This window comes from Streptosporangium sp. NPDC002607 (assembly GCF_053592655.1).
In genome coordinates, this window is record NZ_JBSFWD010000014.1 from 47847 (window position 1) to 70604 (window position 22758).

Consider the following 22758-nt stretch of genomic DNA (forward strand, 5'->3'; position numbering starts at 1 on the left):
GGAGTGCCGGTTCCCCCGGGGGAGCCGGTGTGTGCGGCCGCTGGGGGCCTCGGGGTGGGGAACTCAGGTGGACGAGTTACGGGCCAGGTAGTCGGACGAGGCCTGGTACGCCCGTTCTATGTATCCAGATATATTCGATATATCCCGATAACGCAGCTGGGCCAGATCCATTCCCGGGCGTGCCTCGCCACCCGACGGCATGACGTGGACCTCGATGTCGCCCGGCAGGGTGGCCATCTCCTCGGCGAAGCGGTGCCGCCTGGCGATCTCGAAGGCGGTCATCCCGACCTCCCACGGGCGCCGCGGCACCAGCAGGGGACGCTCGATCCTGCCCACGTGCAGCACGTAGACCCGGCGGGCGCCCAGCGCGACCGCGCGGCCGACCGGGATGCTGTGCACCAGCCCGCCGTCGAGGAAGTGCTCGCCGCCGATGCGGACCGGGGGCAGCAGCCCGGGGACGGCGCAGGAGGCCAGCACCGCCTCGACCAGGGGGCCCTCGGTGAACCAGTGCGCGGTGGCGCGCTCGACCGAGGCGGCCACGCACTGGAACGGCACCGCCAGGTCCTCGATCCGGGAGACGGAGAGCGTCCGGGTCAGCAGGTCGCGCAGCGGCTGGCCGGAGTGCAGGTGGGTGCCGGTCCTGGCGAGGGTGGACAGCCGGGTCACCCACGACCCCGCGAACGCGGTACGGACCACGTTCGAGCCCCACAGCGTGGTCAGGCGCGCGACCGCGTCACCGGGGGAGGCGGCGAGCACGACGCCGTTCAGCGCGCCCACGGACGTGCCGACGATCACATCGGGCTTGATACCCGCCTCGTCGAGTGCCCGCAGCATGCCCACCTCGTAAGCGCCGAGGACCCCTCCGCCGCCGAGGACGAAGGCGGTGTCCACGCTCATCGCTCCTCCGTAGGTTGCCAGGCGGCCCGGTGCCGCGCGATTCGTCAACGACCTCACGATAGACCGCGCCGGGGATCGGTACGGCCCCCGGTGTCACGACGGGTCGGCGGGGCGGGGTCCGGATTCGGGCAAGGAAAAGGCGGCCAACTGTCGGGATCCGGCCATGGCCCCCGCACCGGTGGGCGGGCACGATCGGGTGCATGACAGCGGTGGCGGAAACCGAGGGGCTCACCAAGTTCTACGGCGGGCGCCGGGGACTTGAGGATCTCGACCTGGAGATCCGGCCCGGGGAGGTGTTCGGGTACCTCGGCCCGAACGGCGCGGGAAAGACGACCACGATCCGGCTGCTCCTGGACGTGATCCGCCCCACCAGGGGCCGGATGACGGTCCTCGGCAGCGATCCCCGCGAGGCGGGCGTGCGGAGCCGGATCGGTTACCTGCCCGGCGAGCTGGCCCTGGAGGGCAGGGAACGGGCGGGAGACTACCTCGCCTTTCTCGGCGCGGTACGCGGCGGCGTGCCCAGAGGCCGGATCACGGAGCTGGCCGAGCGGCTGGAGGCCGACCTGGCGGTGCCGATGGGCAAGCTCTCCAAGGGCAACAAGCAGAAGGTCGGGCTCATCCAGGCGTTCATGCACGAGCCGGAGTTCCTGATCCTCGACGAGCCGACCAGCGGCCTGGACCCGCTGGTGCAGCAGGAGTTCCTGGCGATGATCCGCGAGGTCCGCGCCTCCGGCCGTACCGTGCTGATGTCCTCGCACGTGCTGGCCGAGGTCGAGCACGTCTCCGACCGGGTCGGCATCGTACGAGCCGGCAGGCTGGTCGCGGTGGAGGACGTCGCCGCGCTCCGCGAGAAGGCGGTGCGCCAGGTGGAGTTCCACTTCGACGCGCCGGTGCCCCGCGAGGCGTTCGAGAACCTGCCCGGCGTGCGGGACCTGCGGGTGGAGGGCGCCGGGGTGCGCTGCACCATCGACGGCCGCCCGGACGCGCTGGTCAAGGCGGCGGCGCGGTTCACCGTGGTGCACATGGTCAGCGCCGAGCCCGACCTCGAAGAGATCTTCCTGACCTACTACAGCGATGAGGAGGCGCGTCATGCCCGCGCTGGTGTCGAAGAGCCTGCGTGACTACCGGCGGGCGCTGCTCGGCTGGACGATCGGGATCAGCGCGTTCTTCGGGCTGTACCTGGCGTACTACCCGACCATCGTGAGCAACCCCGAGCTCTACGGGCAGGTGGCGCTGACCAAGTTCCCCGGGGCGATGCGCGACCTCATGGGCGGTCTGGAGGACGGCTTCGCCAGCGGCCCCGGCTACCTGCAGACGCTGGTCTACCAGCTGTTCGGGCCGATGCTGTTCATCATGTGCGCCGCGGTGATCGGTAACCGGGCGATCGCCCAGCCCGAGGAGACGGGCACCCTGGAGCTGACCCTCACCCTCCCGATCACCCGCAGGCGGCTGGTCCTGGAGCGCTTCGCCGCCCTCGCCCTCGCCCTGCTCGGCGTGACGGCGGTCACCTTCCTCGTCGTGCTCGGCCTGGCCTCGGCCGTCGGTATGGACGTTCCGGCCGACCGGATCCTGGCCGGTCACACCGGCGTCTTCCTGCTCGCCCTCTTCTTCGGCACGCTCTGTCTGACCGTCGGCGCGTTGACGGGACGCAGGGGGGTCGCCCTGGCGGTGGTCGGGGTGGTCGCGGTGGCCGGCTACGTGGTCGAGACGATGGGCAGGGACGTGGACGGGGTGTCCTGGCTGCGCTGGATCTCGCCGTTCCACTACTACCTCGACGGACGGCCGATCCAGCAGGGATTTCCCGCGTGGGAGTATCTCGTGCTGGTAGGGGCGATCGTCGCGCTGGTGCTGACCGCGATACCGGCCTTCGACAGGCGTGACGTGGGAGTCTGATGGACGAGCTGCTCGGCGGCCATCTCCGGACGTTGAGGGAGGCGGCCGCCACCGGCAGGCCGCCGGGCAGAGCCGAGCTCGACGACTGCCGCGCCGCCGGTGCGCTGGCCGCGGAGCGGGGCGTGTCCGTCCGTGCCCTGGTCGAGGCGGCACTGGCCATGGCCGAGTCGGTGAGCCCCGCCCCGCTTCCGGCCCTGCGGCGTACGGTCTCCGCGCTGATGGAGGGGTACGAGGACGCCCAGCGGTCCGCGCTGCGCCAGGAGGAGCTCGCGCGCCGGGAGTTCGTCGACGACCTGCTCCAGGGGCGCGTCCACCGGCTCGCCGAGCGGGCCGAGCACTTCGGCCTCCGCCTGGCCGAGAGCTACGCGGTCGCCGTCGCCCGCCCCGCCGCCCACGTCGGCGGCGGGGCGGACGGCGGGCTCGCCGAGGGGACGGCCCGGCGGATCGAGGACGCGCTGATCGCCCGGTTCGGCTCGCACAACGTGCTGGTCGCGGTCCGGGACGGGATGCTCGTCTGCGTGGCGCCGGGCGGCCTCGCCGCCGCGACCGGCGAGTTCACCCACCACGTCCGCCGGCTGTTCGCGCCCGGCTGGCGGGTCGGTCTTGGCAGGGCACACCGAGGCCCCGGCGGGGTGGTCGCCTCCTATCGCGAGGGTGCCAACGCCATCGAGCTCGGCGACCGGCTGGGGTTGCGCGCCCCCGTGCTGAAAGCCGCCGACCTGCTGGTCTTCCCGGTGCTGCTGCGGGACCGGGCGGCCATCGAGGACCTGGTGACGACGGTGCTCAGCCCGCTGCTCGAGGCGCGGGGCGGTCCCGAGCCGCTGCTCGCCACGCTGGAGGCGGTCTTCGCCTCCCAGGGCAACCAGACCGCCGCCGCGCGCAGGCTCGGCGTCAGCACCCGGGCGGTGACCTACCGGCTGGAGCGGATCCGCCGCCTCACCGGGTTCTCACCGGACGATTCCACCCAGCGTTTCACCTTGGAGACGGCGGTCCTGGGCGCCCGGCTGCTGGACTGGCCCGCCCAGCCGCTGCGCTGACCGCCCCCGCCGTACGCGGAGCCCCGGTGGCCCGTCACCGAAGAACAGGGCGACGGGCCCGGGTCGACACCGGACGCGGCACCCTTTGACGCGCCTCCGCGCGTTCCCGCACGCCCGTCAGGGGATCAGCAGCACCTTGCCGGTCGTACGGCGGGATTCGAGGTCCGAGTGGGCGCGGGCGGCCTCCGCCAGCGGGTAGCGGTTGGAGATGTGCACCCGGATCCGCCCGTCGGCCACCCAGCCGTAGATCTCGGAGGCCCGCCAGACGAGCTCGTCGCGGGTGGCGATGTAGGCGTTCAGGCTGGGGCGGGTCAGGAACAGGGAGCCGTTCCTGGCGAGGATCTGCGGGTCGACGGGTGGGACCGGGCCGCTGGCCTGGCCGTACAGCGCCATCATGCCGCGCGGGCGCAGCGAGACGATGCTCTCGTCGAAGGTGGCCGCGCCCACGCCGTCGTAGACGACGTGCACGCCGGAGCCGGTCAGCTTGCGGACCGCGTCGGGGAAGTTCCGGTAGCGGAGCACCTCGTCGGCGCCCGCCTGGCGGGCCAGGGCCTCCTTCTCCTCGGTGGAGACCGTGCCGATCACCCGGGCGCCGCGCAGCTTGGCGATCTGGGTGAGCAACAGGCCCATGCCACCGGCGGCGGCGTGCACCAGCACGTCGTCACCGGCCTTCACCGCGTAGGTGGAGTGGGTCAGGTAGTGCGCGGTCAGTCCCTGGAGCGTGATGGCCGCCGCGGCCTCGGGCGCGACCCCCTCGGGCACCGAGAGCAGCTTGGAAGCGGGCACCGCGACCCTGGAGGCGTAACTGCGCGGCACGGACGCCCAGGCGACGGTGTCGCCGACGGCGACGTCGTGGACGTCCTCGCCGACCGCGACGACGGTGCCCGCGCCCTCCTCACCGGGGATGAAGGGCAGGGAGAGCGGGTAACGGCCCATCCGGTGGTAGATGTCGATGAAGTTCACGCCGGAGGCGGCGACGTCGACCAGGACCTCCCCGGGGTTCACCTCGGGGTCCGGATGGTCGTCGACATAGGTGAGAACCTCGGGGCCGCCGGTGGCGGAGACGGCTATGGCGTGCATCGTGCTGAACTCCTTCGATCTGTCAGTGTCCCGATCGTCCCCGACACCGGGCGGATCACTCAGGGCTGCCCGGTGGCTGCGGGGCCGTGCAGTGTGAAGTTGTCGAACGCGGTCCTGAGCACGGCGTCGCTGTTCTCGCCGACCCGGGCGATCACGCCCACCAGGCCGTTGGGCAGCGGGTTGGTGTCGAGGAAGGACTGCGCCCGATCGCCGTTGACCCACATGTTGAGCTGCACGCCCCCGTCGACCCCGGTGCACTCGGCTTGAAGGCGGGCGGTCTTCCCCTTGGGCAGGTCGACCTTGACGGGTTTGGTGAGCTCGCCCCCGGCGCTCTTGACGGTCTTGCGGATGCGGGCGTTCCCCGCGGTGTCGAGCAGGAACTCGTACCGGGTCGCCTTGTTGTCGTCCTCGCCCCGGCAGAACAGCCCGTACTCGCCCATGCCGATGCTGCCGGAGCGGATCGTGATGTCGGTGCCGAGCAGGATCCGGCTCGGCGTGATCGGTGTGGGGCTCGCTGTGGGGTCGGGGGTGGCGGGGGGTGTGGGCACGAAGGGGATCGGGGCCTGCTCCCGCTTGATGGGGGAGTAGCCGCTGACGTCGATGGCGTAGTAGCCGTCGGGGGCGTAGCCGTAGCCGTAGGTGTCAGCGAGCGGATTGTAGGCGCCGCCGCTCCAGCCGGTGCCGCTCTGGGTGAAGTCGTCCTGGTAGAGCAGGGTGAGGTTCTCCGGGGGGCCGCCGGGGGATAGGACCAGACTCAGGCCGAACGCGCCGGCCACCACCAGGGCCGCCGCGGCCGCTCCGATGACCAGCTTGCGGCGCTTGGCCGACTGTTCGCGCGGAAAGATCCCGAGATCGCTCTGCGGGCCCAGGAGCGTGTGGCCGGGGCCCGTCTGCGGGTTGCCGGAGATCGTGTAGCCGGGCTGGGAGGACATCGAGGTGGGGGTCCACCGGAGGTCGTCGGTCCCCGGGGCGTTCGCGGGTCCTGCCGGCTGCCCCTGCCAGGAGGCCTGAACCGAGTGGGCGGTCTGCTCGGGCGCGGCGGAGCGGCCCACCAGGTGGTCGAGGAGCTGCTGGGAGGTGGGCCGGTGCCGCGGGTCCTTGGCCAGGGCGTGGCCGACCAGCTCGCGCAGCGCGGGCTCCATGCCCTCCAGGGTGGGCTCGGTGTTGAGCACCTGGTACAGCACCGCGGGCAGTGCCTCGCCGCCGAACGGAGCTCGCCCGCTCGCGGCGAAGGCCATCAGGCAGCCCCACGAGAACACGTCGCAGGCGGCCGAGACCGGCTCGCCGCGGAGCACCTCGGGCGCCATGTAGCGGGGGGTGCCGAGGATCTCCCCGGTCCCGGTCATCCCGCTGAGCGTGTCCAGCGCGCGGGCGATGCCGAAGTCGATCACGCGGGGGCCGACCGGGGAGAGCAGCACGTTGGAGGGCTTGAGGTCGCGGTGCACCACCCCGGCGGCGTGGATGGCGGTCAGCGCGGTCGCCACCCCGACGGCCAGCGCGTCCAGGCTGGAGCCGTGCAGCGGTCCGCCGGACTCCACCGCCTCCTCCAGGTTGGGGCCGGTGACGTACTCGGTGACGACGTAGAGCTGGTCGCCGTCGAGCGCCGCCTCGATGACCGCGGCCGTGCAGAACCTGCGGACCCGCTGCGCGGCGTCGGCCTCCCTGCGGAACCGCATCCGGAACCGCTCGTGCTGGCTGTACTCCGAGTTGATGACCTTGATGGCGACCTGTTGCCCGTCAGGGGACTCGCCGAGATAGACCGTGCCCATCCCGCCGCGGCCCAGCCTGCTGAGCAAGCGGTATCGGCCTATCTGTAGTGGTTCGTCGGGACTGAGGTTGTTCACCTTTGTACCTAACCGCGTACGCCATCACATGAGTGGTTCAGCCTATCGATCTCTGGCCGCTCGCCAGCTGTCGCAACAGCGGAAGGTCCACTTTTTCCAGGCCGTCCACGGCCAGCACGCCCTCCCGCGCCATGCCGCCCGTGACCGACACCACCCGGCATCCGGCCGCGCGGGCCGCCGCGAGCCCGGTCGGGCTGTCCTCCACCGCCACGCACTCGCCGGGGTCGACGCCCAGCTCGGCGGCCGCCCGCAGGTAGGGGTCCGGCAGCGGTTTGCCGCGCGCGGTGTCCTCGGCGGCCACGACCAGGGTGAACCGCTCGGCCCCGACGGTCTGGAGCACCATGTCCACGATGCGCCGGGGGGAGGCGCTGACCAGCGCCGCGGGTACGCCACCCGCGCCCAGGTCGTCCAGCAGCCGGATCGCGCCGGGCAGCGGCGTCACCCCGCCCGCGATCCGCTCGGCGAAGGCGTCGGTGAGCCGCGCCCCCACCCGTTCGACGGTGTCCGCTCCACCGGGGGGCGCGGACGCGCCGGAAGCGGTGGACGACGCGCGCCTTACCAGGTGGGCGGCCACGTACTCGACCGGACGGCCGAGCACGTGGCCGGTGTCGGCCTCGGCCAGTTCCAGACCCGACTCCGCGGCGACCGCCGCGCACGCCTGCCACCACATTCCCTCGGTGTCCACGAGCGTGCCGTCCATGTCGAACAGGACGGCGCGGAGCTCACCCGACACCCGCGGGATCCTCCGACGCCTCGGACGCATCCGGCCCCGAGGGCTCCGAGAACCCCGAGGGCTCCGGGAGAGCGGGGGCGGTGCGCGCCGCGACGAGGACGGGCCGCTGCACGAGGGCGACGTCCACCCGCGTGCCCGGCGCCAGTCGCACCGCGTCGTGTCCCGGTACGTCGCTGAGGATCTCCAGCTCGCCCAGCCGCACCCGCAGCCGCGCGACCGAGCCGCGGAAGGAGGAGGCCACGATCGTGGCACTTCCCTCGGGGGAGGGCGTGACCAGCACCGCCTCGGGACGGACCAGCACGTCGACGTCGGAGGCGGAGGGCAGCGGGCCGTCCACCGGCATGAGCCGGCCCAGGACCGTGACCTCCTGACCGGACAGGTGGCCGGGGACGTGGTTCATCGCGCCGACGAACTCCGCGACGAACGGGGTGGCGGGCCGGTCGTAGACCTCGGCCGGGGGACCGCACTGCTCCAGCCGCCCGGCGCGCAGCACCGCGACCCGGTCGGCGACCGACAGGGCCTCTTCCTGGTCGTGGGTGACGAAGATGGTGGTGATGCCCAGTTCGAGCTGGAGCCGGCGGATCTCCTCGCGGAGCGTGACACGGACCTTGGCGTCCAGCGCGGACAGCGGCTCGTCGAGCAGCAGCACGCGCGGCTCCAGCGCCAGCGCCCTGGCCAGGGCGACGCGCTGCTGCTGGCCGCCGGAGAGCTCGTGCGGGTAGCGCTGGGCGTGCGCCGGCAGGCCGACCAGCTCCAGCAACTCGGCCGCCCGCGCGTGCCGTCTGGCGGTGGGCACCTTGCGGACCCGGAGCCCGAAGGCCACGTTGTCCCTGGCGTTGAGGTTGGGGAACAGGCTGTAGGACTGGAAGACCATGCCCGCGTCCCGCCGGTTGGCGGGGACCCGGGTGATGTCCTTGCCGTCCACCAGCACCGCCCCGGCGTCGGGGTGCTCGAACCCGGCGACGCAGCGCAGCGCCGTGGTCTTCCCACAGCCCGACGGGCCGAGCAGGGCCATCAGCTCGCCCTGCTCCACGGTGAGGTCCAGGCCGTCCAGCGCGACCGTACGGCCGAACGCGCGGCGCAGTCCTCGGAACTCGACGGTCACGAACGCTTCCTTCCCGCACCCGAGAGGGTGAGCAGCAGCAGCCAGATGAGGAGCAGGCTGATGATCGACAGTGCCACGGAGAGCTGCCCGTCGTTCCCGGAGATGGTGACGATCCAGACCGGGAAGGTCTGGTAACCGAGCAGGGCGGCGACCGTGTACTCGCCGAGCACCAGCGCGAGGGTGAGGAACGAGGCGCTGGCGATGGCGGAGCGGATGTTGGGGATGATCACCCGGAACAGCACGTACGGCCACGAGGCGCCCAGGTTGCGGGCCGCCTCCACCAGGGTCCGCACGTCGATCGCGCGCAGCCCGGCGTCCAGCGACCGGTAGGCGAACGGCAGCGTCAGCACCACGTACGCCAGCACCAGGACGATCGGGAACCGCTCGTCCTGGACGGCGATCAGCGTCGCCCAGAGCGGTGTGGCGGCCAGCGCGTCGATGCCGCCGCGCAGTGCCGTGCTGATGCCGACCACGTAGGTGATCGGCGGCACGACCAGCGGGAGCGTGGCGATCAGCTCCAGCACCGGCCCCAGCCTCGACGCGCCGAGCCGTACGGCCAGCATCGCCGGAAGGGTCAGCAGCAGCACCGCGACGATGGTGGCGGCGGCCAGCCCGAGGGAGAGCAGCAGGCTGGACAGGAAGCCGGGCGCCGACAGGATCCGGCCGTAGGCGGCGAGCGAGAAGCCCTGCCCCTCGGAGTAGACGGTGAACCAGAACGACACGGCCATCGGCACGACGAAGTAGAGCGCCGCGACGACCAGCACGACCCCCCGCCAGGCCCGTCGCTGCCCGGGGCGGGCGGTGGGGCCCGGGCCGCCGGGAGTGACGTCGGGCAGGGCGGCTACCGCAACCATCGGGAACTCCTCCTCTGCAGCGGCAGGTAGACCGCCATCACCAGCAGCGCGATGACGATCATGTCGAGGCTCAGGGCGAGCGCGATGTTCTCGTAGCCGATGAGGACGTCACCGGTGAGCGCGTCGGCGATCTGCAGGGTGACCAGCGGGACCGTGCTGCCGACCATGGCGGCGGCGGTGGCGTAGGCGGCGAACGCGCCGCCGAACAGCAGGACGACGCCGCCGAGCAGCGCGGGGGTCAGCACCGGGATGCCGACGTGGCGCCAGAACTGCCAGGTGGTGGCGCCGCTGTTCTGCGCCGCCTCCCGCCACTGCGGGCGCAGGCCGTCCAGCGCCGGGGTCACCACGAGCACCATCAGCGGCACCGAGAAGTACAGGTAGACCAGGGCCAGGCCCCAGAAGTTGTACAGCGCGCCGGGGCCGATGCCCAGCGCGGTGGTGAGCACCCCCGAGTTGCCCAGGGTGGCGATCCAGATGAAGGCCAGCGGCACGCCGCCGAAGTTGGCCAGCACGCCGGAGAAGGTCAGCACCGCCTCGCGCAGCGCCGTGAAGCGAGAGGTGATCACGGCCTGGGCCAGGAACGTCCCGAGGACCGCGGCGACCACCGCCACCACCGCCGACAGCTGCACGCTGCTGAGCAGGGCGTTGAGGTAGGCGCCCTGCAGGCTCCTGGACAGGTTGGCGGTGCCGATGGACGACACCCTGGTCGCCGGGTCCCTGACGGTGAACGCCCCGACGAGCAGGGTGACCGCCGGAATGCCGAACGCCACGGTCACCACGACCAGCAGCGGCAGGGCGCCCAGCCAGTTCTTGGATCGGCCGCGGCCGCCGCGCGGGGCGGCGGCCGTGACCGTGCGGGCCGTCATCCCGAGACCGCGGCGCCCCAGCCGTTCGCCAGGACCTCCTTGGCCTTGTTGACCTGCGCCTCCGACGGGAAGGTGGGCTCGCCGTCGACCGGCGGGAGGTTGGCCTCGGCGGCCTTGTCGACCGAACCGTCGGCCTGCATGGCGGGCAGCAGGACCGGGCGGGCGAAGCCCCCGAGGTAGAGGTTCTGGCCTTCAGTGCTGTAGAGGAACTCCTGCCACAGGCGCGCGGCGGCCGGGTGCGGGGCGTCCTTGTTGATGGCCTGGGCGTACAGCTGGAAGTACTTGCCGTCGCTGGGGATGACGGTCTTCCAGTCGATGCCCTTCTCGGCCATCTTGGGGGCGTAGGCGGCGTTGTTGTAGTCCCAGTCGATGCTGATCTGGGTCTCGCCCTTCTCGATGGTGGCCGGGGTGGTCTCCACCGGGTTGAAGTTCCCGCTCTCCTTGAGCTTCTTGAAGAAGTCCAGGCCGGGCTGGATGTCGTCGAAGGAGCCGCCGTTCGCGAGGGCCGCCGCGTACACGCCCGCGAACGCCGAGCCGGACTTGGTCGGGTTGCCGTTCAGGGCGATCTTGCCCTTGTACTCGGGCTTGAGCAGGTCGGCGTAGGTCTCCGGGCACTTGTCGATCTTCTTGGCGTCGCAGCCGATGGAGATGTAGCCGCCGTAGTCGTTGAACCAGAGGCCGGAGGGCTCCTTCTGGTTCTCGGGGATCTTGTCCCACGTCTGGACCTTGTACGGCGCGAACAGGCCCTCGGCGGCGCCGCTGATCGCGAAGGACTGGCCGATGTCGAGAACGTCGGGGGCGCGGTCCTGGCCCTTGCGGGTCTTCACCGCGTTGATCTCGTCGGCGCTGGCGGCGTCGGGCGTCTCGCTCTCGATCTCGATGCCGTACTTCGCCTTGAACGCCTCGATGATCTTTCCGTAGTTGGCCCAGTCTGGCGGCAGGGCGATGACGTGGAGCTTGCCCTCCTTCTTGGCGGCCTCGACGAGCTTGTCCAGCCCGCCGAAATCGGCCGCGGAGGTGGCGGTTCTGGCGTCCACGCCGGCCGCGGAGCCTCCGTCGGAGGCGGCTCCCGACGGGGTCGACGTGCCGGGGGCGGCCCCGCACGCGGTGGCTCCCACCAGGAGGAAAGCGGCCAGACCTGCAAGGCGAACTCGGGATGCGATCACTGTGTCTCCCAAGGGGGTGTCGCGCAATATTTCATGAAAGTAGACGAACTTGTACAAACAAGCTAGACCTCGTATGCCGTGAATAAGTTGCTGTTTGGTGAACGCATGGAGTACATGGGTGAAATGCGAAAATCGCAGCTGTGTGGGTGATTCAGGGGTGTTTAGGGTGGAGGTCGGTCTCGTCGGTCGGTGCGCGCAGCCAAGCGGCGCGCCATCGCGCCCACCGTCGGGGACAGGCGTGGGAACAGGAGCGGGAACCGCGGTGGGAACAGAGTCGGATGTCGGGCCGAATGCGAGGGCGGTTCTGAGAGGCGAGGCGGGATTGCGCGGTCGCCGGACGTTCGCGGGTGTCCTGAAGGGGGCGCGGGTGTTGGAAGGCACACGGGAAGGAATCCCGTCGTTCGGGGGCTCGGGAGAAAGGAGCCGGGTGTGACCCCCCGTTACCTGGGCATCGCGGAGAGGCTGCGCGACGCGATCATGCGAGGCGAGTACGCCGTGGGGGCCCAGCTGCCCTCGGAGGCCGATCTGGCCACCCGCTTCGCGGCCTCCCGGGGCACGATCCGCCAGGCCGTCGCGGTGCTCGCCACCGAGGGCCTGGTCGGCTCCCGGCAGGGGGCCAGGCGCATCGTGCTCGGCCGCGAGCGCAGCCAGAGCTTCGCTGAGCTGCACAGCTTCGCCCAGTGGGCGCGGGCGATGGGCTACCGGGTCAGCGGGCAGGTGCTGCAACAGCGTCGCAGGGGCGCCGACGCCACCGAGGCGGCCCGGCTGGCGCTCCAGCCGGGCGAACCGGTGCTGTCGGTGCTGCGGCTTCGTTCCCTGGAAGGCGAGCCGGTGATGCTGGAGCGCACGACCTACGCCGGGTGGATCGCCCCGGCCGTCGAGCGGATCGAACCCGGCTGCGAGTCGATCACCCGGGCCCTCTACGACAGCGTCGGCCTCGTCTTCGCCTACGGCGAGCACCTCATCGACGCGGTGGCCGCCGGCGTGCAGGACTCCAGGCTGCTGGCCGTGCGCAGGGGCAGCCCGCTGCTGCGTCAGCGCCGGGTCACCACCACCCACGAGGGCCGGCCCGTCGAGTGGTCCGACGACCGCTACCGCACGGGCAGCGTGACCTTCAGCATCCGCAACTCGGTGGACGCCAACCCGCTGGTACGGCAGATGGGTGACTTGCGCCCGGCTCGATGAGAACGTATGTTCGATACGGCAGGCCCGCCTTCCCCCGGGCACTCATCCGAAGCCGCGGGGAGAAGAGGCGTCTTGAACCGACTCTACGGCGACCCTGTCGAGGTGTGGACTCGCGAGGGACGGCCCGTCCAGTTCGTCTGGCGAGACCAGCTCTACACGGTCCACCGGATTCTCGACCACTGGGTTGTCGCGCGCGAGTGGTGGAAGGTCTCCGACAGAGATCCGGGCGAGCGCCGGTTCTGGCGAGCCGAGGCCGCCACCGGTGGCCAGGTCGGCACCTACGAGCTCCGGTTCGACACCGCGGGCGAGGGCTGGCTGCTGATCAGGGCCTGGGACTGACTCCCCGCCCCAGGCCGCGGCCACGCTCCAGGATCCGATCCCGCCCCGGCGTCCGGCACGCTCCGGACGGTGCACCGGGATCCGGCGCCGGTGCCTGGCGCCCGCGGTCTGGATCCCGGTGATCTGCCGGACCGTCGCCGCGCAGAGCAGTGCGGCGACCGTGACGGCGGTCAGCTCGGGCGGGCCGAAACCGGTCAGGCCGGTGCCCGCCTGGGACACGCCCGGCCAGAGCCGTACCAGCACCAGCGTGAGCGCGACCAGCCAGCTCAGCCACCAGGCGGCGAGCAGCACCCGCCAGCGCGGGCGGCGGTCGGCCGGCGGACGGGAGGCCCGCCACAGCCGGTCGACCAGCACGACGGGGGCGACGAGGTTGACCACCGGCACGAACCAGCTCGCCAGGACGGTGGCCACCGCGGGCCGGTCGGCGCACTGCCGGGCACGGAGCAGCCAGTTCAGGTACGCGACGACGGCGGCGATCGCGGCCGTGGCGAAGAAAATGATCAGGATGGCGAAGACCGTCACCGCGCCGAAGATCGCGTCGGCACCGGGGGCGTGGGGGTCGCCGCCGAGTTTCGAGATCTCCAGGACGAGGCGCCGGCCACGGGCCTGTTCGAACACCGCCAGGGCGGCGGTCGCGACCACCAGGGTGGTAAGGGTGAAGTAGACGGCCGAAGCCGACCTTTTCTGTAGAGATGGGATAGAGCGCATGTATATCTCCCCCCGCCATGCGCTGAGGACCTGCCCTTTTTCTATCCCGTCAGCCCTTTCGCTAATCAGCCCACTCGGACCACTCTGTCCACTTGGCCAACTCGGCTCGCTCAGCTCACGGTGCCCGACTCCCAGGCCCACGCGGCGATCTCCACCCGGTTCCTGGCGCCGAGCTTCGTCTGGATGCTTCCCAGGTGCGTCTTCACCGTCGACAGCGACACGAACAGCTCGGCGGCGACCTCCTGGTTGGTCCGTCCCCTGGCCACCAGGCGTACGACGTCCAGCTCGCGCTCGGTGAGGGGCTCGCGGGGCGGCCGGCGGGCACCGGCCCGCGGGTGGGCCAGGTGTTCGAGCAGGCGTACGGTCACCGAGGGCGACACCAGCGCGTCCCCCGCCGCCGCGGCCCGGATCGCCTCGATGAGCAGGGTCGGCCCGCTGTCCTTGAGCAGGAAACCGGTCGCTCCGGCGCGCAGCGCTCCGTAGACGTACTCGTCCAGGTCGAAGGTCGTGACGATGACCACCTTCATCGGGTTGGGCACCCCCGGTCCCGCCAGGAGGCGGGTGGCCTCCAGGCCGTCCAGCTTGGGCATCCGGATGTCCAGCAGGCAGACGTCGGGCCGCAGCCGCCGCGCCAGCTCGACGGCCTCGGCTCCGTTGGCGGCCGTCGCCAGGACCTCCATGTCCTCCTGGGCGTCCAGAATCATCTGGAACCCGGTCCGCACCAGTTCCTGGTCGTCAGCGATGAGCACCCGAATCGTCACCCGATGGATTCTGCCAGCCCGGCGCCGGGCAACGGTTCGGCATTCACCGACAAACCCAGCCGGAGGTGGGCAGGCCCGGCTTTCAGCACAGGGCGCCCGCGTCCAGCCCGTGGGCGAACCCGCGCGAGCATCATGGGGATCGGACGCGCCGAATGTTTTTTCGTTCCGCCGGTGATCGGGGCGCGTGGAAAGGCACTACTGGGTGTGGATGATCCAGAAGCGCGATTCACCGCGCTGTACGACCGGCACTATCGCAGCGTGCTCGGCTACGCGCTGCTCCGTGCCGAGCGGCAGGAGGCCGAGGACGTCGCCAGCGAGACGTTCCTGATCGCCTGGCGGCAGCTGGAACGCCTGCCCGAGTCTCCACTGCCGTGGTTGCTCGGCACCGCCCGCAACCTGCTGCGCGCGCAGCGGCGTTCCGGGCTGCGGAAGCGGGCGCTGGCCGACCGGCTGGCCGAACTGGCCCCGGCGGGCGACGTGGCCGATCAGGTCGCCGAGCGCGAGGCCGCGCTGGCGGCGCTCGCCGACCTGTCCGAGCAGGACGTCGAGGCCGTGGTCCTGGCCAGCTGGTACGGCCTCGCCCCGGCCGATGCCGCCCGGCTCGCCGGATGCTCGGCCCGTGCGTTCACGGTCCGCCTGTACCGCGCCCGCCGCCGCCTGTCCCAGGCGCTCGACCTCACCTCACCAATCCCCTGCGGCACCGCGCCGCGTCCCACCCCGGGCTCCAGGCCCGGGGTCCCCGAACTGGAGGTATCCGATGAACGACGTTGACGAGCGGGTCCGCGCGCTACGCCCGGACGCCCTCGCCGAGGACGCCTACCGACGCCGCCGCGAGGCGGACCTCGCCCGCGCCTTCGCTGAGGCCAGGCCCCGGCCCCGGTCCGTGTTCCGCCCCACCTTCCGTCCGGGGTTCCGTCTCACCCCGAGGGTCGCACTGGTCGGCGCCCTCGTCGGGCTGGCCGCGGCGGTGACGGTGCCGGCCGTCGTGACGGGGACGATCGGGTTGCGGGGACCGGGTGGCGGCCGGACCGTCGAGCTCACCTACCCGGACCAGACCTCCGCCGGATCCACCGCCGCGACGCCCGGCACACCGGTGGTCACGCTTGACGCCCGGTCGTTCCTGCTGGCCGGCGCGGAGACGGCGGCGCGTGAGACCGCCCCGAAGGGCAGGTACTGGTTCGACCGCACCCGGACCTTCGAGCCCGTCGGGTCCGGCGCGGTCGTCGCCCACACCGACGAATCCTGGTCCGACGGCAAGGACGGGCGGCTCTCCTCCAACCAGGACGTCCAGGTCACCTTCGAGACCGACTCCGATGAGGCGGCCTGGAAGGCCAAGGGATCCCCGTCCCTGTGGCCCGCCCCGCGTACCGAGGACTTCTCCATGGTCCTGGGAATGCAGATCGGTGCCAAGACGCTGACCCTGGGCAAGGAGCAGAAGCTGCCCGGCGACGTCGAGGGACTGGAGCGCTGGCTCCGCTCGGCGCACCGCGAGGGATCGTTCGCGGACTTCGCCTTCGAGGGGGCGCGTCACCTGCTGTCCATGCCGACGAGCGCGGCCACGCGCGCCTCGATGCTGCGCATCCTGGCCGCCCAGCCGGGACTCGTCCTGAAGCAGGGCGTCCTCGACCCGCTCGGCCGCACGGGAACCGCGGTCACCACGGCCAACGGCCACCACACCCTGGTCATCGACGAGTCGGGGGCGCGCCTGCTGGCCTTCCGCTACGACGGCCCGGACGAGAAGCCCCGAGCCACCGACTCCCGCACCGCGTTCATCCCCGCCCGTAAGGGGCTCAAGGTCGCGTACGAGAGCTTCGGCTGGGTCAACGAACTCGGCGCCCGGAAGTGATCTCCCGCCCCGCCGTCCCGGAGGGGGCGGCGGGGCATCCGGCGGGTCCGCCACCCCGGCGGGGGCGGGGTGGCTCAGCCGAGGACCAGGTCCCGGATCGTCTTCAGGGAGGTCTCGTCGCGGGGGCCCATCACCAGGAGGTTGCTCACCGGGCTCTTGCGCCACAGCTCCAGGCGTTCGCGGATGCGGCCCACCGGGCCGACCAGGGAGATGCCGTCGGCCAGCTCGTCGGGGATCGCGTTGAACGCCTCGTCCCTGCGCCCGGCCAGGTAGAGCGCCTGGATCTCCTCGGCGGCCTCGGCGTAGCCCATCCTGCCGATGATGTCGGCGTGGAAGTTGCGGCTCTTGGCACCCATGCCGCCGATGTAGAGGGTCAGCATCATCTTCACCCCGTCCAGCGCCGCCCTGACGTCGTCGGTGATCAGTGTCATGACCATGGCGGCGATGTCGAAGTCAGGCCCGGCGCCGGCGAGCGAGGGGCCGTACATCCGCTCGATCTTCTCGGGGAACACGAAGAGCGGCAGCCAGCCGTCGGCGATCTCGGTGGCGAGCGCGACGTTTTTCGGGCCCTCCGCGCCGAGATAGAGGGGGATCTCGCCGCGGAGCGGGCGGGTGATCAGCTTCAGCGGCTTGCCGAGGTTCGCGCCGCCCGGGTAGGGCAGGGGGTAGTGCTCGCCGTCGCTGGTCACCGGCTCCTCGCGGCGCCAGACCTTGCGCATGATCTCGACGTACTCGCGGGTGCGGGCGAGCGGCTTGGGGAACGGACGGCCGTACCAGCCCTCGACCACCTGGGGGCCGGACGCGCCGATGCCGAGCAGCAGCCGCCCGCCGGTGAGGTGATCGAGGGTCATCGCGGTCATCGCGGTCGCCGCCGGGGTCCTGGCGGAGATCTGCACCACCGATGTGCCCAGTTTGATGCGGGACGTCCGCGCGCCGTACCAGGCCAGCGGGGTGAAGGCGTCGCTACCGTAGGCTTCCGCGGTCCAGACGGACTCGTACCCCAGCCGTTCCGCGGCCTGGACGAGTTCGGTGGCGTCGTCGGCGTCGCGCTGCCAGTAGCCGAGGTTCAGGCCGAGTTTCAGGTCGGTACTCACCGGGTCTCCTCGCAACGTAAGGCCGGACACGCTCCGCAATTAGAACACGTTCTACATTGGTCGGTCGAGTGTGAGGTGTCGAAATTCGGTCTCCCGGGAAGCGTCCATCTGTGCTCTATGCAGCTCGCAAGCTCCTCTCCCTGATCTTTCTCCTTGCCCTCGCCGTCGCGGGAGCGATCCCGGCCGTGGCGCACGCGGCGGGGCGGCCCAACATCGTGCTGGTCCTCGTTGACGACCTGGATGCGGGGGATCTCCAGAAATTTCCCAACATCTCAAACCTCCTTGCCAGGGGTGGCACCAGCTTCGACCGGTTCTTCGTGCCGAACTCCTGGTGCTGCCCGTCACGAGCGTCGATCATGCGCTCCCAGTACGTGCACAGCCACGGGGTGCTGACCAACACCGCTCCCGAGGGCGGCTTCACCAAGTACTACACAACCGGCCTGGAACGTTCCACGCTCGGGACCTGGATGAAGTCGGCCGGATACCGCACCGGCCTGATGGGCAAGTACCTCAACCACTACCCCGGCGGCGCCACCGCCGCCACCTACGTGCCGCCCGGCTGGGACGAGTGGGACGTGCCGGTGCGCAGGCTCTACGAGGAGTACGGCTACACGCTCAACGAGAACGGCGCGCTGCGGGCCTACGGCTTCGCGCCGGAGGACTACCTGGCCGACGTGCTCAGTGCGAAGGCGGGGGCGTTCGTCTCCCAGCCGGGCGACGACCCGTTCTTCCTCTACCTCGCCCCGATCGCCCCGCACAACCCGGCCAACTACGCCCCCCGGCACGAGGCCGCCTTCGCCGGAGCGGTGGCCCCGCGCACCCCGTCCTTCAACCAGCCGGATGTCAGTGCCGAGCCACTCTGGCTCAGGTCGCTCCCGCAGTTCGACGCCAGGAAGGTCCAGAAGATCGACCGGCACTACCGCGACCGGCTCCGGGCGATGCTCGGCGTGGACGACATGGTGGGTGCCCTGATCGAGTCCCTCAGGGTCTCCGGCAAGCTGGATGAAACGTATATCTTTTTCGCCTCCGATAACGGGTTCCACCTGGGCCAGCACCGGCTCGCCCAGGGCAAGACCACCCCCTTCGACGAGTCGATCAAGGTGCCGCTCCTGGTCCGCGGCCCCGGTGTGCCGGCGGGCCGCGTCATCGGCGACATGGCCTCCACGGTGGACCTGGCCCCGACGTTCGCCCAGCTGGCCGGTGTCACGCTCCCCGACTTCGTCGAGGGCCGCTCCCTGCTGCCGCTCCTGCAGGGCCGCACGCCGCCCTCGTGGCGCCAGAACGTGCTGCTGGAGTTCAACCGCCCGACGGACCCGGGCTCGGCCCGCCAGACTCCGGTCCCGGCCTACCAGGGCATGCGGACCGCCTGGCACACCTTCGTCCGCTACTCCACCGGCGAGTACCAGCTCTACGACCTCGTCGCGGATCCTTACCAGCTCCGCAACATCGCCGCCGAGACCCCGCTCTCCGTGATCGCCCAGTTCAACCAGCAGCTCGACGCACTGGTCTCCTGCTCGGGCGCCACCTGCAGGTCAGCCGACTCGGTCAAGCCGCCCGTGCTGCCCGTCAGGCCCCTCTTCCTCGGTCCGTGGGGACCGTGAGATGCCGGGGTAGGCCCGCAGCAGGTGGGCCTCGACGGCGGCGGCGGCCCCCGCCGCGTCCCCGGCGACGATGGCCCGGTGGATCCGATGATGATCGGCCATCAGCCCCGCCGTGTCGCCGAGGCGCTCGACCGCGCCGACCGCGTAGCGGCGGAGCGAGTCACGCAGCGAGAGCATCATGGCGGTGGTCAGCCTGTTGCCCGACGCCTCGGCGATGGCCACGTGGAAGGCCGTGTCGTGCTCGACGAACTCCTCCGCGGTCGTCGAGGCGTCCATCCTCTCCAGCGCGGCGGTCAGGGCCGACAGGTCCGCCCCGTGTGCCGCGGCGTGCGCGGCGGACCACTTTTCGATCATCAGCCGGGCGTCGACGACCTCCGCCAGCGACAGGTTCGACAGCCCGAGGTGGAGTCTGAGCAGGTCGCTCAGGGCGTCCGCGGGTCTGGAGATGAGGCAGGCCCCCGCGTCCGGCCCCCGCCCGACCTGCGACGACACCACGCCCAGCGTCTCCAGAACCCGCATCGCCTCGCGTACGGACGACCGGCTCACCCGCAGTTGCTCGGCGAGTTGCCGCTCGCCGGGCAGGCGGTCGCCGACCGTGAGCCCGTCGTCCGCGATGCGCCGCTCGATCTGGGCGATCACGTCCTCGAACGCCCGGGTGCGCCGGACCGGCTGCCAACCGCTCAAGGGGGCCTCCTCTTGTGAGGGAATATGGTCAGACCATACTATGGTCATACCATATGAGCGTAAAGGAGTGCCGTGCGCGTCGCCCTGTTCATCACCTGCGTGAACGACACGCTCTTTCCCGGCACCGGGCGAGCGGTCGTCACGCTGCTGCGCCGCCTCGGATGTGACGTCGAGTTCCCACGGGCGCAGACCTGCTGTGGCCAGATGCACGTCAACACGGGGTACCCCGAGGAGGGCAGGCGGCTCGCGCGGCACTTCGTGGACGTCTTCGCCGAGTACGACGCGGTCGTCGCGCCGTCCGGGTCGTGCGCCGCGATGGTCCGCGAGCAGTACCCGCGTCTCGCCCGCACCCCGGCCGCCGCCGGGGCCCCCGCGGGGGAGAGACCCCCGCCCGGCTCGTTCGCCGCGGAGGTGGCCGAGACGGTGCCGAAGGTCTACGAGCTCTCGGAGTTCCTCGTCGACGTCCTCGGCGTCACCGACGTCGGCGCCTACTTCCCGCACCGGGTGACCTACCACCCGACCTGCCACTCGCTGCGCGGCCTCCACTTGGGAGACCGGCCCACCCGCCTGCTTGAGCAGGTCAGGGGCCTGGAGCTGGTCCCGCTCCCCGGAGCGGACGAGTGCTGTGGTTTCGGCGGCACCTTCGCGGTGAAGAACCCGGCGATCTCCGCCGCCATGTGCGCGGACAAGGTGCACAATGTCGCGACCACCGGTGCCGAGGTGCTGTGCGCCGCCGACAACTCCTGCCTGATGCACATCGGCGGCACCCTCAGACGCCAGCGCGCCGGTGTACGGATCATGCACCTCGCCGAGATCCTCGCCGCCACGGAGAGCGGCGACGGCAGGGCGGTGCGCGGATGAGCGGGGGCGCCACGTTCCTCGGCATGCCGGCCTTCCCCGCGAACGCCGCGGCCGCCGTGCGGGACTCACAGCTCAGGTACAACCTCCGCAAGGCCACCCACACGATCCGCGGCAAGCGGGCCGCCGCGGTCGGCGAGCTGCCCGACTGGGCCGAGCTCCGCCGGGCGGGCAAGGAGATCAAGGACCATACCCTGCGCAACCTGGAGCGCTACCTGGTGCGCATGGAGGAGGCGGTCACCGCGGCGGGCGGCCACGTTCACTGGGCGGCCGACGCCAAGGAGGCCAACCGGATCGTCGCCGACCTGGTCAAGGCCACCGGCGAGACCAGCGTGGTCAAGGTCAAGTCGATGGCGACCCAGGAGATCGGCCTCAACGAGGCTCTCGAACTGGAGGGCATCACCGCGTACGAGACCGACCTGGCCGAGCTGATCGTCCAGCTCGGCGACGACTGGCCCTCGCACATCCTGGTCCCGGCGATCCACCGCAACCGCGCGGAGATCCGCGAGATCTTCCGGGAGAAGATGGCCGACTGGGGGCGTGCCGCGCCGGCGGACCTGACGGACGACCCCCGCGCCCTCGCCGAGGCCGCCCGGCTCCACCTGCGCGAGCGCTTCCTTTCCACCAGGGTCGCGATCTCCGGCGCCAACTTCATGATCGCCGAGACCGGCACGCTGGTGGTGCTGGAGTCCGAGGGCAACGGGCGGATGTGCCTCACCCTGCCCGAGACGCTGATCAGCGTGGTCGGCATCGAGAAGCTGCTGCCCAGCTGGCAGGACCTGGAGGTCTTCCTCCAGCTGCTGCCCAGGAGCTCCACCGGCGAGCGGATGAACCCCTACACCTCCACCTGGACCGGCGCGGTCGAGGGGCAGGAGTTCCACCTGGTGCTGCTCGACAACGGCCGGACGAACGTGCTGGCGGACGAGATCGGCCGTCAGGCGCTGCGCTGCATCCGCTGCTCGGCCTGCCTGAACGTCTGCCCGGTCTACGAGCGGGCCGGAGGCCACGCGTACGGCTCGGTCTATCCGGGACCGATCGGGGCGATCCTCACCCCGCAGCTGCGCGGCACCGCCTCGAAGCTGGACGCGTCGCTGCCGTACGCCTCGACCCTCTGCGGCGCCTGCCTCGACGCCTGCCCGGTCGCGATCGACATTCCCGAGGTCCTGGTCCACCTGCGTGGCAAGGTCCGCCACGCGCGTGTCGAGCGCCTGGGCATGCGTGCCGCCGGATGGGTGTTCAACCGCCCCGCGCGGCTGGCACGTGCTCAACGGCTCGGCGGCCGCCTGCGCAGGTTCGTCCCCGGACGCCTGCCGGGCCCGCTGTCGGCCTGGACCGACACGCGCGACATTCCCGATATTCCTCCCGAGTCATTCCGTGACTGGTGGGACCGCACAGACGGAGGCGTTCAATGACCGCTGCGGGCAGCAGGGAGCTGATCCTGTCGCGGATCCGCTCCGCGGTGGCCGGGGCCGGCGAGGTCGAGATCACCCGCGCCTACCGCACCTCACCGGACCCGGCCCGCGCGACGGGCCTGGTGGAACTGCTCGCCGAGCGGGTGGCCGACTATCGGGCCGTCGTGCACGTGGTGGACGAGGGGGAGGCGGCCGCGACGATCGCGGCGGCGCTGGCCCGCCGGGGCGCCACCCGGCTGGTCGTCCCCGAAGGGCTGCCACCCGAGTGGGTCCCCGGAGAGCCGGTCACCGACGATCCGCCGCTGAGCGCGGCCGAGCTGGACGGGGTGGACGGTGTCGTCACCGGGTGCGCCGTGGCGATCGCGGAGACCGGCACGATCGTGCTGGACGCCGGCCCCGGGCAGGGGCGCCGGGCGCTGACCCTGGTACCGGACTACCACCTGTGCGTCGTGCGCGCCGGGCAGATCGTGGCCGGCGTTCCCGAGGCCGTCGGCAGGCTCGACCCGTCCAGGCCGCTGACCTGGATCAGCGGTCCCTCCGCGACCAGCGACATCGAGCTGAACCGGGTGGAGGGCGTGCACGGCCCGCGCGCGCTGGAGGTCGTCGTCATCCGCTGATCCGGCAGGGGGAGGCGCGTCGGGCGCGAAACACGGATGTGGCCGTGCTGGACGTCTACGGCATGCCCGGCTAGCGTGCCATGGCGTGTGATCCACAGGGCTCGGCCGGCGGACGGTTGTCGCCCGCCGTGGTCGATCCGATCCTCGCCGTCCATCTGGTCCGCAGGAGAAAAGGCGG

Annotated in this window: 22 protein-coding genes and 1 pseudogene; 11 read left to right on the forward strand and 12 right to left on the reverse strand. The window is 71.5% G+C overall.

What is annotated here, in order from left to right:
- Positions 1–63 precede the first annotated feature (63 nt).
- The gene (locus ACWD3H_RS17890) at positions 64–897 is read right to left on the reverse strand and encodes a patatin-like phospholipase family protein (protein ID WP_451955749.1); all 834 of its coding nucleotides are present in this window, start codon (positions 895–897) and stop codon (positions 64–66) included.
- Between the two features lie 200 nt (positions 898–1097).
- Here ACWD3H_RS17890 and ACWD3H_RS17895 point away from each other — a divergent pair, with 200 nt between their 5' ends.
- From ACWD3H_RS17895 to ACWD3H_RS17905, 3 genes are read left to right on the forward strand one after another with little or no spacing between them, the layout of a single operon-like run.
- Positions 1098–2018, forward strand: coding sequence for an ATP-binding cassette domain-containing protein (locus ACWD3H_RS17895; protein WP_451955750.1), 921 nt, complete (start codon positions 1098–1100; stop codon positions 2016–2018).
- Positions 1987–2790, forward strand: coding sequence for an ABC transporter permease subunit (locus ACWD3H_RS17900; RefSeq protein ID WP_451955751.1), 804 nt, complete (start codon positions 1987–1989; stop codon positions 2788–2790). The genes ACWD3H_RS17895 and ACWD3H_RS17900 overlap by 32 nt, the downstream gene beginning before the upstream one ends.
- Complete coding sequence (locus ACWD3H_RS17905; protein ID WP_451955752.1) at positions 2790–3827, forward strand: PucR family transcriptional regulator; 1038 nt, start codon at positions 2790–2792, stop codon at positions 3825–3827. The genes ACWD3H_RS17900 and ACWD3H_RS17905 overlap by 1 nt, the downstream gene beginning before the upstream one ends.
- Positions 3828–3944: 117 nt before the next feature.
- Here the strand turns inward: ACWD3H_RS17905 and ACWD3H_RS17910 are convergent, their stop codons facing one another.
- The 7 genes from ACWD3H_RS17910 to ACWD3H_RS17940 are packed head-to-tail and all read right to left on the reverse strand — an operon-like array spanning position 3945 to position 11475.
- Positions 3945–4907 (reverse strand): quinone oxidoreductase family protein, encoded by a 963-nt coding sequence (locus ACWD3H_RS17910; protein WP_355555899.1) that lies wholly within the window; start codon positions 4905–4907, stop codon positions 3945–3947.
- Positions 4908–4966: 59 nt separating this feature from the next.
- A complete protein-coding gene (locus tag ACWD3H_RS17915) occupies positions 4967–6751 on the reverse strand; it encodes a serine/threonine-protein kinase (protein ID WP_451955753.1) in 1785 nt (594 codons plus the stop codon).
- Positions 6752–6788: 37 nt separating this feature from the next.
- A complete protein-coding gene (locus ACWD3H_RS17920) occupies positions 6789–7484 on the reverse strand; it encodes an HAD family hydrolase (RefSeq protein ID WP_355555903.1) in 696 nt (231 codons plus the stop codon).
- A complete protein-coding gene (locus ACWD3H_RS17925) occupies positions 7474–8589 on the reverse strand; it encodes an ABC transporter ATP-binding protein (RefSeq protein ID WP_451955754.1) in 1116 nt (371 codons plus the stop codon). Before ACWD3H_RS17925 ends, ACWD3H_RS17920 begins: the two co-directional genes overlap by 11 nt.
- Positions 8586–9443 carry an ABC transporter permease gene (locus ACWD3H_RS17930; RefSeq protein WP_451955755.1) on the reverse strand — a complete coding sequence of 286 codons (858 nt, stop codon included), beginning with the start codon at positions 9441–9443 and terminating at the stop codon, positions 8586–8588. Before ACWD3H_RS17930 ends, ACWD3H_RS17925 begins: the two co-directional genes overlap by 4 nt.
- The gene (locus ACWD3H_RS17935) at positions 9431–10309 is read right to left on the reverse strand and encodes an ABC transporter permease (protein WP_451955756.1); all 879 of its coding nucleotides are present in this window, start codon (positions 10307–10309) and stop codon (positions 9431–9433) included. Before ACWD3H_RS17935 ends, ACWD3H_RS17930 begins: the two co-directional genes overlap by 13 nt.
- Positions 10306–11475 carry an ABC transporter substrate-binding protein gene (locus ACWD3H_RS17940; RefSeq protein ID WP_350957099.1) on the reverse strand — a complete coding sequence of 390 codons (1170 nt, stop codon included), beginning with the start codon at positions 11473–11475 and terminating at the stop codon, positions 10306–10308. Before ACWD3H_RS17940 ends, ACWD3H_RS17935 begins: the two co-directional genes overlap by 4 nt.
- Positions 11476–11904: 429 nt before the next feature.
- On the opposite strand from ACWD3H_RS17940, the gene ACWD3H_RS17945 reads away from it, so the two are divergent.
- A complete protein-coding gene (locus ACWD3H_RS17945; protein WP_451955757.1) occupies positions 11905–12660 on the forward strand; it encodes a GntR family transcriptional regulator in 756 nt (251 codons plus the stop codon).
- A 6-nt stretch (positions 12661–12666) separates the two neighbouring features.
- The gene (locus ACWD3H_RS17950; RefSeq protein ID WP_355555958.1) at positions 12667–12999 is read left to right on the forward strand and encodes a DUF6504 family protein; all 333 of its coding nucleotides are present in this window, start codon (positions 12667–12669) and stop codon (positions 12997–12999) included.
- A gap of 129 nt (positions 13000–13128) precedes the next feature.
- Here the strand turns inward: ACWD3H_RS17950 and ACWD3H_RS17955 are convergent.
- Both ACWD3H_RS17955 and ACWD3H_RS17960 read right to left on the reverse strand, forming a co-directional pair.
- Positions 13129–13707 (reverse strand): annotated as a pseudogene (locus ACWD3H_RS17955) (DUF4328 domain-containing protein); the annotation flags it as partial.
- 110 nt (positions 13708–13817) lie between these two features.
- Positions 13818–14468: a response regulator transcription factor gene (locus ACWD3H_RS17960; protein WP_350921515.1), complete on the reverse strand. Its 651-nt coding sequence runs from the start codon at positions 14466–14468 to the stop codon at positions 13818–13820.
- Positions 14469–14672: 204 nt separating this feature from the next.
- Between ACWD3H_RS17960 and ACWD3H_RS17965 the strand changes: the two genes are divergently transcribed.
- Entirely contained in the window at positions 14673–15239 is a 567-nt protein-coding gene (locus ACWD3H_RS17965) for an RNA polymerase sigma factor (protein WP_355555916.1), read from the forward strand.
- Positions 15226–16314, forward strand: coding sequence for a hypothetical protein (locus ACWD3H_RS17970; protein WP_451955758.1), 1089 nt, complete (start codon positions 15226–15228; stop codon positions 16312–16314). Before ACWD3H_RS17965 ends, ACWD3H_RS17970 begins: the two co-directional genes overlap by 14 nt.
- A 74-nt stretch (positions 16315–16388) precedes the next feature.
- Here the strand turns inward: ACWD3H_RS17970 and ACWD3H_RS17975 are convergent, their stop codons facing one another.
- On the reverse strand, positions 16389–17408 hold the full coding sequence (locus ACWD3H_RS17975; protein ID WP_355555920.1) for an LLM class F420-dependent oxidoreductase: 1020 nt from the start codon (positions 17406–17408) through the stop codon (positions 16389–16391).
- A gap of 110 nt (positions 17409–17518) precedes the next feature.
- Between ACWD3H_RS17975 and ACWD3H_RS17980 the strand changes: the two genes are divergently transcribed.
- Positions 17519–19009, forward strand: a complete 1491-nt coding sequence (locus ACWD3H_RS17980; RefSeq protein WP_451955759.1) for a sulfatase family protein — start codon at positions 17519–17521, stop codon at positions 19007–19009.
- Here ACWD3H_RS17980 and ACWD3H_RS17985 read toward each other — a convergent pair.
- Positions 18941–19693, reverse strand: coding sequence for a FadR/GntR family transcriptional regulator (locus ACWD3H_RS17985; RefSeq protein WP_350957109.1), 753 nt, complete (start codon positions 19691–19693; stop codon positions 18941–18943). The two genes, ACWD3H_RS17980 and ACWD3H_RS17985, sit on opposite strands and share 69 nt — an antisense overlap.
- Positions 19694–19765: 72 nt before the next feature.
- Between ACWD3H_RS17985 and ACWD3H_RS17990 the strand changes: the two genes are divergently transcribed.
- The 3 genes from ACWD3H_RS17990 to ACWD3H_RS18000 are packed head-to-tail and all read left to right on the forward strand — an operon-like array spanning position 19766 to position 22580.
- Entirely contained in the window at positions 19766–20554 is a 789-nt protein-coding gene (locus ACWD3H_RS17990) for a (Fe-S)-binding protein (protein WP_355555925.1), read from the forward strand.
- Positions 20551–21963 (forward strand): lactate utilization protein B, encoded by a 1413-nt coding sequence (locus ACWD3H_RS17995; protein WP_355555927.1) that lies wholly within the window; start codon positions 20551–20553, stop codon positions 21961–21963. Before ACWD3H_RS17990 ends, ACWD3H_RS17995 begins: the two co-directional genes overlap by 4 nt.
- Positions 21960–22580, forward strand: a complete 621-nt coding sequence (locus ACWD3H_RS18000; protein WP_355555930.1) for a LutC/YkgG family protein — start codon at positions 21960–21962, stop codon at positions 22578–22580. Before ACWD3H_RS17995 ends, ACWD3H_RS18000 begins: the two co-directional genes overlap by 4 nt.
- Positions 22581–22758 lie beyond the last annotated feature (178 nt).